General features: G+C 46.7%; 14 protein-coding genes. 4 read left to right on the top strand and 10 right to left on the bottom strand.

Features of this window, described 5'->3' with window-relative positions:
• Positions 1-121: 121 nt before the first annotated feature.
• Positions 122-1159: a phenylalanine--tRNA ligase subunit alpha gene (gene pheS, locus HMPREF1254_RS00310; RefSeq protein WP_023056714.1), complete on the top strand. Its 1038-nt coding sequence runs from the start codon at positions 122-124 to the stop codon at positions 1157-1159.
• Positions 1160-1304: 145 nt separating this feature from the next.
• Here the strand turns inward: pheS and HMPREF1254_RS00305 are convergent, their stop codons facing one another.
• Complete coding sequence (locus HMPREF1254_RS00305; protein ID WP_023056626.1) at positions 1305-2453, bottom strand: ABC transporter substrate-binding protein; 1149 nt, start codon at positions 2451-2453, stop codon at positions 1305-1307.
• A gap of 239 nt (positions 2454-2692) precedes the next feature.
• Here HMPREF1254_RS00305 and HMPREF1254_RS00300 point away from each other — a divergent pair, with 239 nt between their 5' ends.
• Positions 2693-4165, top strand: coding sequence for an SLC13 family permease (locus HMPREF1254_RS00300; RefSeq protein ID WP_023056629.1), 1473 nt, complete (start codon positions 2693-2695; stop codon positions 4163-4165).
• A 627-nt stretch (positions 4166-4792) separates the two neighbouring features.
• Here the strand turns inward: HMPREF1254_RS00300 and HMPREF1254_RS00295 are convergent.
• The 6 genes from HMPREF1254_RS00295 to coaW form a co-directional block, all read right to left on the bottom strand.
• A complete protein-coding gene (locus HMPREF1254_RS00295) occupies positions 4793-5881 on the bottom strand; it encodes an ABC transporter permease (protein WP_023056665.1) in 1089 nt (362 codons plus the stop codon).
• Entirely contained in the window at positions 5878-6972 is a 1095-nt protein-coding gene (locus tag HMPREF1254_RS00290) for an ABC transporter permease (protein WP_023056674.1), read from the bottom strand. Before HMPREF1254_RS00290 ends, HMPREF1254_RS00295 begins: the two co-directional genes overlap by 4 nt.
• Positions 6973-6990: 18 nt before the next feature.
• The gene (locus HMPREF1254_RS00285) at positions 6991-8484 is read right to left on the bottom strand and encodes an ATP-binding cassette domain-containing protein (RefSeq protein ID WP_023056696.1); all 1494 of its coding nucleotides are present in this window, start codon (positions 8482-8484) and stop codon (positions 6991-6993) included.
• A 7-nt stretch (positions 8485-8491) separates the two neighbouring features.
• The gene (locus tag HMPREF1254_RS00280; protein ID WP_023056661.1) at positions 8492-9385 is read right to left on the bottom strand and encodes an HlyD family secretion protein; all 894 of its coding nucleotides are present in this window, start codon (positions 9383-9385) and stop codon (positions 8492-8494) included.
• Between the two features lies 1 nt (position 9386).
• Positions 9387-10634: a TolC family protein gene (locus tag HMPREF1254_RS00275; RefSeq protein ID WP_023056724.1), complete on the bottom strand. Its 1248-nt coding sequence runs from the start codon at positions 10632-10634 to the stop codon at positions 9387-9389.
• A 673-nt stretch (positions 10635-11307) separates the two neighbouring features.
• Entirely contained in the window at positions 11308-12141 is an 834-nt protein-coding gene (gene coaW / locus HMPREF1254_RS00270; protein WP_023056675.1) for a type II pantothenate kinase, read from the bottom strand.
• Between the two features lie 214 nt (positions 12142-12355).
• Between coaW and HMPREF1254_RS00265 the strand changes: the two genes are divergently transcribed.
• Together HMPREF1254_RS00265 and ligA are read left to right on the top strand one after the other, a co-directional pair.
• Positions 12356-12763, top strand: a complete 408-nt coding sequence (locus HMPREF1254_RS00265) for a (deoxy)nucleoside triphosphate pyrophosphohydrolase (RefSeq protein ID WP_023056624.1) — start codon at positions 12356-12358, stop codon at positions 12761-12763.
• Positions 12760-14733 carry an NAD-dependent DNA ligase LigA gene (ligA, locus tag HMPREF1254_RS00260; protein ID WP_023056723.1) on the top strand — a complete coding sequence of 658 codons (1974 nt, stop codon included), beginning with the start codon at positions 12760-12762 and terminating at the stop codon, positions 14731-14733. Before HMPREF1254_RS00265 ends, ligA begins: the two co-directional genes overlap by 4 nt.
• Before the next feature lie 114 nt (positions 14734-14847).
• Here the strand turns inward: ligA and HMPREF1254_RS00255 are convergent, their stop codons facing one another.
• The 3 genes from HMPREF1254_RS00255 to HMPREF1254_RS11905 all read right to left on the bottom strand — a co-directional run bounded on the left by HMPREF1254_RS00255 (position 14848) and on the right by HMPREF1254_RS11905 (position 18730).
• Positions 14848-15588 (bottom strand): nucleoside-specific channel-forming Tsx family protein, encoded by a 741-nt coding sequence (locus HMPREF1254_RS00255; RefSeq protein ID WP_023056671.1) that lies wholly within the window; start codon positions 15586-15588, stop codon positions 14848-14850.
• Positions 15589-15809: 221 nt separating this feature from the next.
• Entirely contained in the window at positions 15810-18512 is a 2703-nt protein-coding gene (locus HMPREF1254_RS00250) for a hypothetical protein (RefSeq protein ID WP_023056640.1), read from the bottom strand.
• A 47-nt stretch (positions 18513-18559) separates the two neighbouring features.
• Positions 18560-18730, bottom strand: coding sequence for a hypothetical protein (locus tag HMPREF1254_RS11905; RefSeq protein ID WP_155945401.1), 171 nt, complete (start codon positions 18728-18730; stop codon positions 18560-18562).
• Between the last annotated feature and the right edge of the window lie 226 nt (positions 18731-18956).

Raw genomic sequence — 18956 nt, 5'->3', positions numbered from 1 at the left:
GAAGTTTACTTATTTTGGTAAGGTGCAGCCTATTTTATGCAAAATTACGACTTAATTTCGATATAAGTCTTCTTTTTAACTTAAAAAATAGTACCTTTGCAGTAGGAAATTATTATAAAGTATGATACTTGATAAAATAGATGAGCTTCTGAAAGAAGTAAGCAATCTTTCAGCCAAGAACGCTGAAGAAGTTGAACGGTTGCGCCTGAAATACCTCAGTAAGAAAGGTGAAATCAATGCTTTGATGGCCGATTTCCGCAACGTGGCCGCTGATGAGAAGAAAACAGTAGGCATGAAAATCAACGAACTGAAGCAGCTGACGTTGGACAAAATCAATGCCTTGAAAGAGCAAGTTGATACTTCCGCCGACGCTTCTGATGACATTGACATGACCCGTACACCCTATCCTATCCGCTTGGGGACACGACATCCACTGACAATCGTGAAGAATCAAATCTGCGATATCTTCCAACGTATGGGCTTTGTGCTGGCTGACGGACCAGAAATTGATGACGACTTGCACGTTTTTACCAAGCTCAACTTTGCGTCAGATCATCCTGCCCGCGACATGCAAGACACGTTCTTCGTGAGCAAACACCCCAATGATGTGACCAAAAACATACTGCTACGCTCACATACATCAGGTGACCAGTCGCACTATATGGAGACCCATCAACCTCCTATCCGCATCATCTGTCCGGGAAGAGTGTACCGCAACGAGGCCATCTCGGCCCGCGCGCACTGCTTCTTCCATCAAGTAGAGGGTCTTTATATCGACAAGAATGTGTCGTTTACCGACCTCAAGCAGGTATTGTTGACCTTTGCACGTGAGATGTTTGGTCCGGATACCGACATCAGACTGCGCCCCAGCTACTTCCCTTTCACTGAGCCAAGTGCCGAAATGGATATCTCTTGTTTCATTTGTGGTGGTGATGGCTGCGCGTTCTGCAAGCACACGGGCTGGGTAGAGATACTCGGTTGCGGCATGGTAGACCCCAACGTGCTGGAATCATGCGGCATTGATAGTAAGGTATATAGTGGCTATGCTTTCGGAATGGGCGTGGAACGCATCACCAATCTGAAGTATCGCGTGAGCGATTTGCGCATGTTCTCAGAGAACGACCTGCGGTTCTTGAAGGAGTTCGAAGCCGCCTATTAATGACAAAAGACACAGACAGTAAGCTGATATCGCCTGCCTGTGCCATCAAATAACTACAAAAAGACAGTCCATGCGGATTGTCTTTTTTTCTTTGTGCACAACACTTTACAGTCGAAAGCATGATGCCACGTCGACCAGGTCACACCTATTGTTCTATTTTCTCATAGTATCTCAACGAACCTAAGGCCGTTGCTTCGGGATGTAACATGATGATAAAATCCCTTAATAATAAGTCGGGACGGAAAGGAGTCTCCTCAAAATAAGGTTTAACACTGCCATTACACTGATAAATCTGACCCGTCTTGAAAGCTTTCAATCCATCATAACCATGAAATTCGGCCAACAAATCCTTCTTCGTCATGAGCCTTTCGCCGTTGAATTTGAATGCCCACACGTCACTATCTCCGGCCTTTTCCAGCACCTCCTCAAACGATAACGGCAGGCTACCGCTATGTTTGTCGTCCGAAAAGGCGTATGTACCATTGGCATCGGCTATCATTTGCCCCATCGTACTTTTCCCTCCGGGGCAGTACCACACGCTACCGGTCTTGCGTTCCGTCAAGATTGAACGTCCAGTGTGCCACGCTTGAGCCGTCGCCTTCAACCCTTGATAAAGACTGTCCACGACATTAAACAGCGAATCGGCACGCTTTTCCTGACCGAACAACATGCCATAAAACTTCATCCACTCGGCTCTACCCAACGGAGAAGTTTCCATATAATCAGCCATCTCTATGATGGGCGTACCCAATTGCGCCAACTTTCCATAACCACCACTGTTCTCAAAAGGTGACAAGAACAACGCCTGCGGCTTCAACTCGATGATTTTTTCCAACTGAGGTGCCATGCCTTCACCACAATCCACAATCTTTCCCAATCGCACCCGCTCATGAATGGAGGGTATCAGGATGTATTTCAAGTCGGCAACGCCAACTATTTGATTTAAACAACCTAAATACTCCAGCAGTTTGCAGTGAGCTGTCGTGAAGACAACGCTGCGCATTAAAGGCGTATAAACCAACGTTCCTTCGGGCAAATGATCCACCCGAGCCGAATCTTTCCTATCCACCAGCACATAAGTATGCAGCGTCTTGCCCTCACGCCACGGGTCTACCAATGTGACAACGGTAAACAGCCGATGCTTCACCATCTTGATATGTTGGGCATACTTGAATGCCAATGGCTTCCCATCGCCAAAACCTGCCGACCCACGGCCATGCCGGCAACCCGCCAACGAGATGACCGTTAAGAGAACAAAAGCTCCAAACCAACTCAAAAAAAACTTATTCTTCATGCCTTTCAGTTCTATACATCACGCAACATGTCCTGATAAAATAGGATACAAAAATACAAATTTATGGAACAAAAACTATATTAAAGTGCCACGATTTTTCATCTTTCCATCTCTATGTGCGCATGTCATACAAGAAGGTAAAAAGATGTTTTTCTACTATTATTATGTCATAATTTTTGTTTGTTCAAAAAAAATCATAACTTTACCCAATCAAAATATAACTAAACACCCAATTAACCATGGAAGAAGAAAAAGAAAATGTTATGAGCGGTCAGCTGAATACCAAGAAGCTGTTTACCTTCTTAGGAATCATAGCAGTGACCGCTATCGTGTGGAACCTACCCATCGACACCTTCGGCATCGATGGGTTGACCGTCATTCAACAGCGAATCATCGCCATTTTTGTGTTCGCCACCCTGTCGTGGATCACCGAAGCCGTGCCTTCGTGGGCCACCTCATTAGCCATCATCACCGTGATGTGCTTAACTGTTTCCAACAACAGTCTATCAATGTTCAAGGGCGAAGAGAATGAAGTATTCGGTACCTTGCTTAAATCAAAGGAGATTATGGCCACCTTTGCCAACCCCGTCATCATCCTGTTCTTGGGCGGATTCATCCTTGCCATTGCAGCGACAAAATCGGGATTGGATGTCCTTTTGGCCCGCAACCTCATCAAACCGTTCGGACACAAGAGCGAGAATGTACTTTTAGGGTTTCTCCTCATTACCGGCATTTTCTCCATGTTTGTCAGCAATACCGCCACGGCAGCCATGATGCTCACCTTCCTCACGCCTGTATTTGCAGCCCTTCCAGCCAATGGTAAGGGGCGCATTGCACTGACCATGAGCATCCCTTTAGCCGCCAACCTTGGTGGTATGGCCACGCCAATCGGCACACCACCGAACGCAATTGCACTACAAGCCCTCAACGACCCTGAAGGATTGAACATGGGTATCGGCTTTGGTAACTGGATGGCATTTATGTTTCCATTAGTCATCATCCTGCTATTCATTTCGTGGCGCATCATCTTGAAGTTCTTCCCCTTTACCCAAAAGACCATTGAGTTGGAAATCAAAGGGCGCATACATAAAGGATGGCGCATGTGGGTGGTAAGCGGAACCTTCATCCTCACCATTCTTCTCTGGCTCATCCCAAGCAAGATCACCGGCATGGACTCTAACACCGTGGCCATGATACCCATGGGTATTTTCGCCATTACAGGCGTCATTACAGGCAAAGATTTGCAAGAAATCAACTGGAGTGTCATCTGGATGGTAGCCGGCGGATTCGCCTTAGGCCTCGGCATGAACGGATCTGGCTTGGCCGACCGTGGCATCGAGAGCATTCCATTCAAGGAATTCAGTCCGGTAATCATACTGATTTTGTCGGGATTGATTTGCTATTTCTTGTCCAACTTCATCTCCAACACCGCAACAGCGGCCTTGTTGGTTCCTATTTTGAGCGTTGTCTGCGCAGGCATGGGCGACACCCTCAATTCCATTGGCGGCACAGCTACGATACTCATCGGTATTGCCATTGCTGCTTCTTCAGCCATGTGCTTGCCTATCTCAACGCCACCAAACGCCATCGCCTATTCAACAGGACTGGTCAAGCAGAACGACATGCTCAAGGTGGGCTTGACAGTGGGTATCATCAGCATGGTGTTGGGTTACATTCTCCTATTCCTCATTGGCGAAACCCATTTCCTGTAGCATAGCGAATGAATCCCCATGACCCGTTGTGAGCATCCTACTCCAGCGGGATTATGGGTGTGAATATTCTTGACAAGTAGCCGCTTCATATTTGGCTTATTTACAAGCAACAATCGTTTCGTTGTAAATAAGCCAAATATGAAGCGGTTTTCAGATGTATCTATGAGCCAACATGTTACGGTCAACAATTACCATCAGTGGCTTATTTTTCATGCCTTTCTTCGTTAAAAGCATTGCTTTAAGGCTGCAATCTACATGCTTTTGCAGGGCAAGACCATGTAAATTGACCACCAAAGTGATGCTTTTAAACGGTTAAAGGCTATGCTTTGAAGGTGAAATTCGCATTTTCAGCCCCAATTATCTCCTTGTTTGCACCCTGTTTGCCTATTGATTTTTTCTATATTGAAAGATAGGAAGTGCCGTTTTTGGGGTGTTATTTGGTAAAAAAAGTCAACGACTTGCGCCATCTTCCACCCACTATTCTCTATTTAAACGAATAACGTATGCGGATGAAAGTATGTCATCCATCCAATCCATTTGTCATATATGCAAACATCACCGGTCACAGTTAAGCAACTAAACTGCAGCCGATTTTTTGGACATCCTTATGGATGATGGGACAAACGTTTACTGTATTTTCTTGTAACTGAACACCGCCCACACATCGATGACAATGGCGAACAGAAGCAAAATGAGCAGGTCTTGAGCAATGGAAGCGAAGTTTCCCCCTCGAACAAACACCGTTCGCATGCCCTCGATGAAGTAGGTCACGGGGTTAGCCAGCGTCAACTTTTGCGCCCAATCGGGCATACTGGACACGGGAGTGAACAGTCCGCTAAGCAACATGACAAACATAATGATGAAAAACATCACGAACATGGCTTCCTGCATGGCATCACTGTAGTTGGAAATGATGAGTCCGATGCCGCTGAATATCAAGGCCAGGAGCATGGACAACAGGAATATCAACACGATGTTGCCTGCTGGAAAAATGCCATAAACGAGCCAAGCCAGGAAGATACACTCTATGATGACGACAGCGGATATGAGCCAATAGGGAATCATTTTGGAGAGAATAAACTGGAGTTTGCTCACAGGCGTCACGTTCATCTGCTCAATCGTGCCGGCTTCTTTTTCGCTGACAATGTTCAAGGCCAAGAGAAAACCACACAGCATGATGATTACCAACGACATCAGGGCAGGAATCATGAACAGCTTGTAGCTCTTGTGAGGATTGAACAGTGCCACGGTAGAGAACGGCGACTCCATCGGTCTGACTTGTCCGTCCTGCAAATTTTGGTTCACAATCTGGGCCAAATATGCCGAGCCCATGCCGCCCTTGGTACCATCTACGGCATTAGCAGAGATTCGTACCTGTGGCTGTTGTCTATTCACATGGTCGCGTTCGTAGTAGTGAGGAATGGTGAGTACCACGTCTGCATCATTCCTTTCGATGGCCTGCATGGCCTCTTCGTTGGTCTGAGCCATTCCCGAGAACTTAAAATAGGGCGATGATTGGATGCGCTGTACCAAGCGTTGCGACAGCGTACTATGATCGTTGTCAACTACGGTGATGTAGATGTTCTTCACTTCCAGGCTGGTAATCCACGGAAACACCAGCATGATGGCGATTGGATAAAACAGTATCAGCCTGGGTATGAATGGATTGTGCCGAATCTGGATGAATTCTTTCTCAATGAGATAGGACAGTGTCATGACAGTCTGATTTTAAATTTCTTCAACGCAACGGCTAACAATACCACGGCCATGGCAGTGAGTACAGCCAGTTCTTGGTACACCATCTGCACGTCAACACCCATGATCATCAGTTTCTTCATGGCCGACACATACCATCTGGCTGGGATGATAGCCGAGAGATAACGCAGAATGGCCGGCATGCTCTCGATGGGATAAATCATTCCAGAGAGCATCGTGCTGGGCATCATGAGCAACATACCCGACATCAGCAAGGCCACTACTTGCGTGTTGGCAACCACACTGATGAGCAATCCCAAAGCCAACGACAGCAGGATGTACAGCAACGAAACACCAAAGATGAGTGCCACGTTGCCCGCAATGGGCACGGCCAGGACAAACTTCGAGATGAGTAGGATGCTGATGAGTATCAAGATGGACAGCACAAAGTAAGGTACAGCCTTGGCTATCATGATATACAGCGGTTTGACGGGCGATACCAGGAGCACCTCCATCGTTCCTCTTTCTTTCTCACGGACAATGCTCACCGAGGTCATCATGGCGCAAATGAGCATCATGAGCATGCCCATGATGCCAGGAACAAAGTTGTATGCGCTCTTCATCTGTGGGTTATACAGCAGCTGAGTGTTGACGGCAGGCCTGCTTTCTCCATGCATTTCTCTCGTTAGTTCGTCCATCACGATTTGTTGGGCATACGACACCTGCTGTTCAGCGATGTTCGGATCCGTGTAATCAGCGATGAATTGGACGCCAGCCTGGCCGCTATACCGATTGTTTCCGAAATCGGGAGAGAAGGCGATGGCCATGTTCACCTTGTTGTCTGACAGCAGTTGTTTGGCCTCTTTCGTCGTTCCAACCGTATGAGTGACAATGAAATTGCCCGATGCATCCAGGCTATTAACCACCTGTTGCGTACGACTATCCATCGAAGAAGTGACAATAGCCACCTTCACATCTTTGATGTCGGTGGTGATGGCGAAGCCAAAAACGAGCATCATCACTACCGGCATGCCAAAGAGAATCAGCATGGTGCGCCGATCTCTCATGATGTGTTTCGTCTCTTTGATGACAAATGAGTTAAACTGATTCATTCTTTTTCTCGCTAAACATTATTCTCCACGGGTGGCTTGGCGTGCCAACAGCGTAAACACCTCATCCATGTCGTGGCATCGGTATGTGCGTTTCAGCTCGTCGGGTGTACCCATAGCCCGAATCTTTCCATCCACCATGATGGAGATTCGGTCACAATATTCGGCCTCATCCATATAGTGCGTGGTGACAAATACGGTGATACCGCGCGCCGAAGCGGCATAGATGAGTTCCCAAAACTGTCGTCTCGTGGCCGGATCCACACCACCAGTAGGTTCATCAAGGAATACAACTTCGGGTTCGTGGAAGATACTTACCGAGAATGCGAGCTTCTGTTTCCACCCCAATGGCAACGACTTGACCAGCGAATCACGATGCTCTTCAAAATGTAACTGCTTGAGCATATCGTCCATCTTGGTGGCAATGGCCTGCTTACTCATGCCATAGATGCCGCCAAAAAGCTTGATGTTCTGGGCCACGGTCATGTCTTCGTACAGGGAAAAGCGTTGACTCATGTAGCCAATGTGCTTCTTAATCTGCTCCGAATGCTTGCGTATGTCAAATCCAGCTACCTTCCCTTTGCCGCTTGTGGGCTTGTTCAATCCCGTAAGCATGTGCATGGCAGTGGTCTTTCCGGCACCGTTAGCACCTAAAAAGCCAAAGATTTCGCCGCGATGAACACTGAAAGAAATGTCGTCAACGGCATGGAACGTCCCAAAAGCCTTGACCAGATGTTCGACCTGTATCACGTCTTCCGCCTTCTCTTCCGGCCCCTCTTCCGCCATTCCTTGCTGCACCTGGGCAGACTTATCCTCATGCTTCAGACCCTCAGGATTGAAGATATCGGCAAACTGTGTTAAGATTTCATCGGGACCATCGATAGCTCTCACCCGTCCTTTGTCCAGAAAAGCCACCCGCTCACAGCAGCGAATCTCGTCCAAGTAGGGCGTTGCGGCCACAATGGTGATATTCCTTTCCTTCAGCATTCCCAGCATCTGCCACAATTCTTTGCGCGAAACAGGATCGACACCCGTGGTGGGTTCATCCAAGAACAGTACGCTTGGTTGATGGACAAGCGCACAAGAAAGAGCCAATTTCTGTTTCATACCACCCGACAACGCACCCGCCTTACGGTGTTTGAAAGGCTCTATCTGCGAGTAAATGGCCTTGATTCCATCATATCCGGCAGCGATGGTGGTGCCAAAAAGATCGGCAAAAAACTGGAGATTCTCCTCTACTGTCAAATCTTGATACAACGAAAACTTGCCCGGCATGTAGCCCACACGCTGGCGAATTTCCTCATATTGGCTCACCACGTCATAGCCTTCGACACTTACTGTGCCAGCATCTGCCAGCAAAAGTGATGCCATAATGCGAAACAGAGATGTCTTGCCGGCACCATCGGGGCCAATAAGTCCGAACACTTCTCCTTGCTTCACGCTGAAAGAAACATCATCCAGCGCCTGGACATCATCGTAACTTTTGGTGATATGACTTACTTCTATCGCGTTCATTATTATCTTACAACTTCATCCCACCATACATACCAATCTTGATGTGACCGTCATTCTGTACGGAAACCTTCACGGCATACACTTGATCGGCACGTTCGTCATCGGTCAAGATGGTCTTCGGGGTGAATTCAGAGCGTGGTGATATCCAAACCACCTTTCCCTTGTACTCCTTACTGGTGTTGTCTCCGTAATCGCTAAAGACGGTCACTTGCTGCCCAATCTTCACCTTTTCCAACTGCCGACTGGTGAGATAGGCGCGCAAGAAGAGGTTCTTGGTGTCGGCAACCTTGAACAATGGCTTGCCAATAGAGGCGAACTCGCCTTCTTCAGCATATTTCTCAAGCACGGTACCCGTGAGCGGTGAGGTGACATGACACTTCTTCAGTTGGTCAAGTACCTGATATTTTTGGATGTCGTTCGCACTGATTTGGGAATTCAGCGCACGCGTACTACTGTTCAAAGAAGACTGTTGTGCATCCAATTGGCGCTTCAACACCCGAACGACCGATGTGGCATCGTCCAATTGTTTGCGGTTGGCAGCGCCATCATTCACCAGTCCTTCAAATCGTTGACGCTCCTGTTCGGCCTGGTTGAGCTGTTGCCTGAGCACGGCTATCTGCGCGTTTACATCCGGTTTCTGATTGGCAATTGACTTGGAGTTGGCCCCTACCTGGCGGGCTTTCAAGGTCAATTGAACCGTATCTATCAAGCCTACCTGCTGTCCTTCACTCACTTCAGAACCTTCGGTAACCCCCAGTTGCAAAAGTCTACCGTTTTGTTCGGCCGACACAACGACCTCCGTTGCTTCAAAAAGGCCGGTGGCATCGTATTTATTCTCGTGTGACGAACATGCCGACAAGATGCCAACAAGTCCGACCATCACTATCTTCATCGTTTTCATATCAGTTGTTATTGATGTTTTTGAGTTGATAAATTGCTTGCAAGAGCTGTATTTCGTGAATGGTTTTCTGCTGCCGTGCCTCGCTCACCGCATTGACGTCGCGCAGCATTTCGTTGATGCTCTCAATGCCATTCTGCACCTTTTTCACCGACGTATCATGGATGCGCTCACGCAAAGTGATGATGCGCGTGTCTTGTTCCAGCTTCTTGCGCAGGTCATCCACCACCCCTGCCGACTGCTGGTTTTGCAAACGCGTGTTGAAAAGGAAGGTTTCACGCTCACTTTCAATCTGCATTTTCTTGGTTTCCAGATTCCTCAAATCGTTCTTACGCGTATAAAAAGGTGCCACGTTCCATGACAACGTAATGCCACCCGCAATCATACCCGGACGCATGATGTCCATCACTTTGTTATGATACATGCCCATGGCGAAAGCGCTTATCGTGGGATTGAGCTGACTGTTCAATGCCTTGCGCTGCGTATCGAGCAAATTTGACTGCGCTGCGAAGTACGACAATTCGGGACGATGCGACGTGCTGTCCGGCAAAACTTCCGGCATCACAGGCTTCGCCAGTTGGGTTTTCTCATCCACCTCCTGTCCGATGAACAGTCCAAGCATCCGCGCATACGAGCGTCGTGAGGCACGAAGACTACCCTCCTGCTGCTCGGCACGAACCTGCTCTACCGCCACTGCATCCAAATCAGACTGGTTAGCGACACCACCTTTCAGCATGGCTTCAACGGTATTGCAGCTCAACTGCAAGTCGTTTTGTAAGAGTTTTACCTGCTTGAGCTGTTCATCCAACATCAGAATGCCGAAATATAGCTGGTCCACGCGCTGGTTGATGTCGTACAAACGCACATTCAACTGGTTTTCGTCAACCTCGGCTTGCGCCTTTGCCAGCTGTTTACGAGCGGCGATGCCACCTCCATCATAAATCACCTGATTAACCTGTACGCTGCCATTGAGCAGGTAGTTTTTCATATCTGTCATGCCTGTAGCCTTGATTTGTTCAGGAAAATCGAGCGGATCGGTGAACCCATTGGCTCCCAAACTGACCTTCACTTGTGGCAAATAGGCCTTTGAAGCGTTGGAAACCGTGTAGTTCTTGCTCTGCCTGACCAACTCGTATTGCTTGATGACGGGATACTGTTCGCGCGCCAACTCATGGCAACGCTCCAACGTAAGCTGGGCAAAGCCTTGCACGGCAACAGCAGACAACAGCAGCATCATGATTCGTTGTTTCATATACTTTGTGTTAGTTCTGTTTGCAAAAATACAATATTTTGCTGTAATTGTTCTTACCCTTTATGCGTTAAATATGTTCTTTTTGTACGATTGTATAAGATAAAAAGGTTAAAATGAAAATGAATCGTTATCTTGATGCCGCTTTTCACAATGCCATTGAATGCCAAAAACGGCATTGTATGCACAGAACCTGATGAAGCAGGTCAGCCCATTATTACAACGCAAAATGTTAAGTTTTTTGTGTGAAAAACGCCCCTAAAACGGCTCTTCAAATCTTTCAATCTGGAAAAAATCAATAGGCACGAAGGATGCAAACAGGAAGTAATTTGGATAGAAATATCGAGTTTTTGCGCAAAAACAATGAATTTTCACTGCAAAATGCAGCACTTTGGTGGCCTATCCACATGCTTTTGCGCCGCAAAGTCATGTGAATTGGGCACCAAGAGCTATGCTTTTGGCTAAAAAATGGGTGAAAAAAGATGGGGCAAGGGTTACAAATAGATGAAATTCTTTCTATATCAACAACATACAAAAGTCTCTCATATTTGGCGTATTTGCGCCCAGTGTCAGCTTTGTTTGCAAATACGCCCAAAATAAGCAGGCTTGTTGTCAAGAAAAATCACATCCATGAACAAGCCTGATTTCCTATCCTACAACGTGTAAGGCCAATGCCCTATTTCCGTCTTTTATCGATAAAACACAGTGCTGCACCAATGGCTGTGCAGAATTCACTGTACTTGGGAATGATGAAATTCACGCCATACAACTTCTCCAAGCCACCAAATATGGACTTGCACTGGGGCAGAAGCGTGAGGTTGCCGATGAGGACAAAGTTCTTGATGCCCGACCCTAATGATGCCAGTATGGTGCTGCTTCCGATGGTTTGCAGCACCATGGTGATGATGCCCTGTGCGATGTCTTCGCGCGAGGCGTTGCTCTTGGCGTTGCCAAAGAGTGAGGCGGTGGCTGTCTTGGGCAGGTTGGGCAGCGGATTGGGACTGATGTCGCCGATGCACACGTCGATGTTCGAGCAGTCACCCTGCATGGCCAGCATGGAAATCTGCTTGATGTCGTCGGTCTTGAGCATGATGCGCGACAGTCCGATGAGCGTTCCTCCTCCCAGTCCCATGCCTCCAATGTGGCGGATGTCATCGCCCTGACATTGGATGAGACTGGTTCCGGTGCCCATACTCACAACGATCATGTCGTCCAACTCGGTCTCAAACTGTGCGCCAAGACCATTGCAGACAAACTCTTCTGCCTTGGCCGTGGGCAATCCATACACGGGATCATCAACGTAAGCCGCACCAACGCCGGTGAGCATCACCTGCTCTACCTCGCCAAGAGAAATCTTGTTGTCGTGCAAATACTTACCAAACGCACCATAAAGAGAGGTCACCGGGTCGGTAGCCTTGATGCGAATGGGGGCCACCACGGTACCATCATCATTGATTCCCACAATCTTTGTCGTACTGATTCCTACGTCAATTCCTATTACAATAGCCATAATTATCGTTTTATAGTTTGCAAAAATAGTGCAAACCGAAAACAGAGAAAGTTTACTTTCTATGTTAAGGTGCAGCCTATTTTATGCAAAAATAGTGCAAACCGAAAACAGAGAAAGTTTACTTTCTATGTTAAGGTGCAGCCTATTTTCTGCAAAATTACAACATTATCGATAATTATTTGTACATTTGAAGCAAAATAAAAACCAAGCAATCATGGAAGAAAAGACATATCATGTGGTAGCTGCCATCATCAAAGACGGCGACAAATACTTGTGCATGCAGCGGGGACGCTCGCGCTATGCGTACATTTCAGAACACTGGGAGTTTCCTGGTGGAAAGGTTGAAGCGGGAGAATCTGACCACGAAGCACTGGTGAGAGAAATCAAGGAAGAGATGGATTGGGATGTCTTTGTGGGCAAAAAAGTGGGTACAGTGGAATTCCACTATCCCGATTTCAACATGCATCTCACGGCTTACCTTTGCAAAGGCGGCGACGAAGAGTTCAAGATGTTGGAACACTTGGACTACAAATGGCTCACCATAGATGAGTTGAATGACCTGAAATGGACGGAGGCCGACAGAAAACTGATAGAAATTCTCAAGTCAAATTCAATCTTATGACAAACGACTTACGGCAAAAGATGCAGCAGTTGGTGGAAGAGCTCAACCGCGCATCAGACAATTATTATAGCGGACGCACTGAGTCGATGACCGACTTTGAATGGGATGCCAAGTTCGATGAGCTGAAACGACTGGAACAAGAAAGTGGGTTGGTGCTGCCAGACAGTCCCACCACGAATGTTTCTGACGGCACAATCACCGGGCAGAAAGAGGCGCATGAGTTTCCAATGTTGTCACTGGCGAAGACCAAGAAGCCCGAAGAACTGGTAAAATGGGCTGAAGGACGACCAATATGGCTGTCGTGGAAGCTGGACGGTCTGACCCTCGTGGTGACTTATGACAATGGAAAACTCACCAAAGTGGTAACGCGTGGCAACGGACACATCGGCACCAACATCACCCATCTGGCTCCTGCCATCCAGGGAATTCCTGCTACCATCAAGACCACAGGACATCTTGTGATTCGCGGAGAGGCTGTGATTTCGTATGCAGACTTTGAAGTATTCAACATGGAAGCAGACGAAGCATACGCCAACCCACGCAACCTTGCATCGGGATCGCTCACGCTGAAGGATGTCGAAGAGGTGAAACGACGCAAGATACAGTGGATTCCGTTCACGCTGGTGTACACCGAAGAGGCGATAAACTCTTGGGGGGAGCGCTTGGATTGGCTTAGAGAAATGGGCTTCAATGTAGTGAAACACGAACGCATCAGCGACCCTTCCATCCACAACGTGAACCAAGCCATTGAACAATGGACCAGCCTGGTGACCCACAACCAATGTCCCTTCCCCGTCGACGGCTTGGTCATCACGTTCGACGACACGACCTTTGCCGCCACAGGATCCATCACTGGCCATCATGCTACACGCGCCGGACTGGCCTTTAAGTGGCAAGATGAAGCGGCTACAACCGAACTTGAGTACATTGAATGGTCGTGCGCAGCGTCTACTATCTCACCCGTTGCGGTGTTCAAGCCGGTAGAATTGGAGGGAACAACCGTGAAAAAGGCATCGCTGTGCAACATCAGCGAGTGCGAAAGGTTGGGCATTGGCGGACCAGGCAGTGTGCTGTCAGTGATTAAGGCCAATAAGATTATCCCGAAAGTAATTAAGGTTGTGCAAACTGTTGGAGCGTTGGAAATACCACACGAATGCCCCGTTTGCCATCATCAAACACGCATCGACATCAGTAAGGCAAGCGGTACACGCACCCTTCACTGCACCAACGAGGGCTGTCCGGCCAAACAATTGAAGAAATTCAATCGCTTTGTGTCGAAAAACGGCATGGACATCGATGGCATTTCTGAGCAAACGTTGGCCAAATTCATCAACTTGGGATGGCTCAACACATACGCAGACATCTATCGTTTACCCAATTATGCACAACAAATCGCGTCATTGGAAGGATTTGGAGAGAAGTCAGCGGGTAACATGATGCGCTCCATTGAGAAGTCAAGGACTGTGGAAGCGCGCAAATTCCTCTATGCTTTGACCATTCCCATGTGTGGTATTGACGCTTGCAAACGCCTGTTGGACGCTTACTCTTTGCACGAACTCATCAGCAAAGCCATTGAGGCTGCCACGCCAGAGGCGTTTGCCAACATCCCCGGAATTGGCCCGGAGACATCGGCTTCGGTTGTAAATTGGTTCCAAGTGGAAGCAAACAGAAACGTGGTTGATGACCTATTGAAGGCATTGAACATTGAGCAACCGTCCACACAGCCTACGGGTGCGAGGTGTGAAGGCCTCACTTTTGTCATCACAGGCGATGTACATCACTACAAAAACCGCGCTGAACTCAAGACTTATATCGAGAGTCAGGGCGGACATGTGACAGGAAGCGTGAGCAAATCGACCAACTACCTTATTAATAATGATGTGAACTCTACCTCCGGAAAGAATAAAAAAGCAAAAGAATTGGGGATAGAGATTATATCAGAAGATCAATTCAGGGAACAATTCACCTGAGGTTTTTCTTTTTCATCCCGCAACATCCATCGCGTTGACTACTGGTTTCATCATGTTAAACACATTGATGAACCAGCACAAACAGGACGCATGTTGCAGGATGATAGATGCCAATTAGAACGTCCACTTTGCAGCTATAGTTGGAATGGCGTAGAACTTATTGTTCTTTCCATGGTCGTTCCAAACGAAATTATTGCTGAGTTCCACCTCTGAACCGATGCTCAGGTTAACCCCTTCCCATCCCTTGATGGCATTAAGGTTGACCCACAACTGAGGTTCAGACAAAAAGATGAAATTGCCATTTACATTCGGATTGTACCAAAGATCACAAAAACCGTTGAACGACATCAGGTTATTGGCGAAGTTAATGCCCCACACTTCCGTGAGTTGCACACTGCTGAAAGCTTTCGCACCCATGTGCTTGCTCCGGAAAAACTGTTTATACAACAATTGCACCGAGAAGGTTTTGGAGAAATTGTCGTTGTGCCAGTTCCACGCACCACCCAGCAATGCAGCATGCTGAAAGCGGGTTGCGTTCCAAGTTTTCTCATTAGAAGCCAGTCCACCGTTATACTCAACGTGTGCGGCCCATTGCTTATTGGGCGTTAGATTGAACTCACGGGATATCTCCCAATAAGCACCAGCCACGCCATCACGCTGATAATCGAGGTCAGTGAACATGTAAGTACTCCCCCATTTGTCAGCTTTGAACATTTCCACGGTTGTTGTTACCGACGGACGCCCACTCAACTCGCTGTAGATGTTGTGGCCTAAATCGTAATGAAACTGTACGTTTTGCGCTACTGCCGACAGGCTTAGACCCGCCAAAAACATGGTGATGATTTTTGCTTTCATATCAAAATTGTCGTATTATAAAAAATGTTACAGAACGCAAAGTTACGAAAAATGTTAAGAATTACAAACCATTTTTCCTGACAAATCACGACATAACAGAAGGTCAATCGGACATGTGAGGCATCAAAAAACAGGGAACAAACTTTGTGTTAAGCTTGTTCCCCATATTTGAAAGTGTTTATCAGCAAGTGGTGCTTATATTTCCCCGTGCTTCTTTATGACTACTCCGCAATAGGTAATATACCACAACTGCTGTTAAACGCGAAGCCTGCTCCAAGCACATTGGAGATGTCTTTGGTAGAGGGTGATGATGGCGAGAACACCAAACCGCTTAAGTTCGCTTTTTTACTTACGCAGGCTGCCCAATAGAGTCCACGTTTTCCTGCATCCTCTACCTGTCCTGTCAGATTATTGCGACCTGCTGGTGCAAACAATAGATAGTAGTTCTGCATATTTTTCTGTATCCACCTGCCAGCGTCCCAATCTCCTTTGGTATAGCTGCCGTTATTGGTGAAAATAGGAATGTAAGCCACTGGCAAAACCTTAAATCCAGCTGGACATGGGTCGTAAATTGACTTATTTGTATTTGTCAAATCGTGATTCTCCAAGGTTGTGTTGCTTGCCCAAAGCGAATAGGTTTCTCCGTTGTTGAACTCTGAATAGAGATGCGCTCCCGTATAGAAAGTACCAGGATTTTGGATGAAGTCTTGTATTCGTTTGCCATCTGCTGCGGCAGCTTCTATGTTAAATCCAGCCACATCAATATTAGGCATTGGGTCTTTTCTACCAAATTGATAAGAGGTGGTGTTTATTTCTCTATAGTAAACAGGCTTTTGGATAATCTCTACCGTGGCGGTCTGTCCGTTGTTGTCGTTCTGCTTGAGTTTAATTTTTATGTGCCTATCCTCTGTTCTTGCCGTTCCATTGCTGTTCTTGCTTTGCAGCCATTTAACGTATGCAAGTCCCAGCGGCTCTTTTGCTACCACATTTATTATGTTTGTTCCTTTTTCCAATGTCGTAGTATTCAATGCTTCTGGAGACGTAAACCATAGGTGCCACGACCACATGACAACGCCCTTATTGTCGGTTACTGCCACAACAGCATTACCATTCTTTATATGGCTTTTATCGACGGTAAAGACAAGATTATTGTTTTGTATCGACACATTGTTGCTTACCTGATTTCCGTCTTGCCAAATAATCTTGGCTTTCGCACCACCAATGATATAAGGGGAGCTTATCTCATTTCCTTGATAGTCTTTGTAGCACTTGCGAGAGGTGTCGTAAGCGCTTCGATTGGGTTGTCCGTTCTTGATGGCGTTGCCATATACCAATGGAATGGCGTATGTGCCAGGGGCGGAAACGATATAGCAGTTGGCGGTGGTTCCTCCCATTTTTACATCGTACCCAGGATTTTTTGTAGCCAGGTTGTATGGATTTAGACTTGAGCCGTGTACTGGATTATTTTGTAACGTCTTGTTCCTGTTAGCCACTTCGTCAACAACATCCCAATTTACGGTTGCTATCACCTTTTCACCCGAAGTAGTAGCAGAACCTGCACCAGATGTTTTATCCAGCTTGATAATTTTGTCAGCCTCTGAAGCATTGATAGCATTCCATTGCTTGCCGCCATCGGTAGACACTTCATATCCTTCAACTGTCCATTCCAATGGCGTACCACCTGTTTTGTAGCTTGTAACGGTAAAGGGCACAGCTTCTTTCTGGGGTTGCGTCTTTGTGTCATAAGTCAACACCTTTCCGCCATTTACTGTGAAGTGATAGTCGCTTTTTCCAGTCTTGCGATAAAAGCTATAGGTTTTGGTCGTGCCAGGCTTCCAGTCTGCCTTTACTTTTCCTGTAATGGTTTTTCCTCCCACATCAATCCTGATGGTAATTTTTCCTTCTTGTGGAATCATGAACATGGTGTTGAAGTCATTCGCTATATGCTCTGACGATCCTACGATGCACACATTGTTCTCGGTTCTGAACCCATATTTACCACCGTAATTTGTTAGCTCAAAAAAGGTAGGCTCATCGCTTGAAAGTTCCCATGTGCCAAATTTGTTGCTCTCATCTGGTAGGATGTATGTTCCTTTCGCCTTGACGTTGGCAATGGTCACACTTGAGATATAGTCATCATGATTAACACCCAATACGTCTTTCCCTATTTTGAAGCGCAAAGCAGTAAGCGGATGTCTGAACGTCAGCTTTATCGGAGGACATTTCTTTTCCTTTTTGTTCTCTTGGCTGAGAGTTACCACATCTGACGTAGCGGTAACAAAATCCAACTGCTGACCAACGTTATCTTTCACCTCAAAGTCTATCTTTTTCTTACCGCCCTCTTCTCGCAGGCTACCTAATCCGTCCAGATTGGGACCGTAAGCATAAAACCTACCGCAAGGCTGGCTACCTTTCCATATCAGCGATCCGTCTATTGGCGATCCGTTCCCATTGAAGGTCTGGTCCTTGAATTTGCTGTCCATAGCTAAAGAACCAGAATTTGCGCCAAAGAAGGCTGTGGCTTTGAATTGCTTGCTCAGTGCTCCGTTTGTAACAAACACATGCTCACCTCGGGTCGTAGTTTGAACTTCGTCTATTTCGGAGGGTAATCCAGGGGTTGTCTCTTCCACGATGGTTACGGTACTGCCGTCTGAGCAGTGCCCATCAAACGTGCGTACGGTGATGTCTGATGGCTTCAGTCCCTGCATTTCCAGGTGTGTCGTTCGGCTTGTCATCGCCTTTGTCAACGATTCATCGGCTGTACGCGTGGCGTCTTGGATGTTGAATGTGATGTGTGTGGCTTCGCTACCATTGTTTTCGGTGTTATCGATATCATCAGTGCATGCCGTGGGCAGGAGCGTAAAAGCTATTGCCAGCGCACAGCTCTCCACATATTTTTTGGCTGATAGTGTCATTTTCTTCATGATGTTGTTATTTTGTTTTAATAAAATGTTATACTTTGGCGGAGCGTCTAATTCATCTCCCAGTCTACCACCTCTTCTCCATCATCCACTCGTTTATCTTCTTCGATGTCAAGAATAGGTTCATTCGACTTTAAGGGAATATCAGAATTTTGTAAAATAGCTACATCCATTTCGGTATGTATCACTGTGCACGAAGGCTTAATGTACTTTTTTCTCATAGCTGTAATTTTATTGATTATTGGACAATTTGCTGGTATAAAAAAATGTCATGAATACATTTCAAGAAGTCATGTTTAGCGTATCTCTCACACATAATGCGAAGATGATTACATAACAAAAGGAAAACCTATTATTTTTCATCATATCATTATCTTTTTTCTAATTTTCGAATTTAGTTTGTAAATATACACTTTTTTTTCTTTATTTTCAGCAGTTTCACGGTTA

It is taken from the genome of Prevotella sp. BV3P1, assembly GCF_000479005.1.
In the GTDB taxonomy this organism is placed as follows: Bacteria; Bacteroidota; Bacteroidia; order Bacteroidales; family Bacteroidaceae; genus Prevotella.
This window is presented reverse-complemented; position numbering and strand designations above follow the sequence as displayed.

Coding starts and splice junctions, on each gene's coding strand:
- pheS (WP_023056714.1), top strand. CDS start 122: ATGATACTTGATAAAATAGATGAGCTTCTGAAAGAAGTAAGCAATCTT.
- HMPREF1254_RS00305 (WP_023056626.1), bottom strand. CDS start 2,453: ATGAAGAATAAGTTTTTTTTGAGTTGGTTTGGAGCTTTTGTTCTCTTA.
- HMPREF1254_RS00300 (WP_023056629.1), top strand. CDS start 2,693: ATGGAAGAAGAAAAAGAAAATGTTATGAGCGGTCAGCTGAATACCAAG.
- HMPREF1254_RS00295 (WP_023056665.1), bottom strand. CDS start 5,881: ATGACACTGTCCTATCTCATTGAGAAAGAATTCATCCAGATTCGGCAC.
- HMPREF1254_RS00290 (WP_023056674.1), bottom strand. CDS start 6,972: ATGAATCAGTTTAACTCATTTGTCATCAAAGAGACGAAACACATCATG.
- HMPREF1254_RS00285 (WP_023056696.1), bottom strand. CDS start 8,484: ATGAACGCGATAGAAGTAAGTCATATCACCAAAAGTTACGATGATGTC.
- HMPREF1254_RS00280 (WP_023056661.1), bottom strand. CDS start 9,385: ATGAAAACGATGAAGATAGTGATGGTCGGACTTGTTGGCATCTTGTCG.
- HMPREF1254_RS00275 (WP_023056724.1), bottom strand. CDS start 10,634: ATGAAACAACGAATCATGATGCTGCTGTTGTCTGCTGTTGCCGTGCAA.
- coaW (WP_023056675.1), bottom strand. CDS start 12,141: ATGGCTATTGTAATAGGAATTGACGTAGGAATCAGTACGACAAAGATT.
- HMPREF1254_RS00265 (WP_023056624.1), top strand. CDS start 12,356: ATGGAAGAAAAGACATATCATGTGGTAGCTGCCATCATCAAAGACGGC.
- ligA (WP_023056723.1), top strand. CDS start 12,760: ATGACAAACGACTTACGGCAAAAGATGCAGCAGTTGGTGGAAGAGCTC.
- HMPREF1254_RS00255 (WP_023056671.1), bottom strand. CDS start 15,588: ATGAAAGCAAAAATCATCACCATGTTTTTGGCGGGTCTAAGCCTGTCG.
- HMPREF1254_RS00250 (WP_023056640.1), bottom strand. CDS start 18,512: ATGAAGAAAATGACACTATCAGCCAAAAAATATGTGGAGAGCTGTGCG.
- HMPREF1254_RS11905 (WP_155945401.1), bottom strand. CDS start 18,730: ATGAGAAAAAAGTACATTAAGCCTTCGTGCACAGTGATACATACCGAA.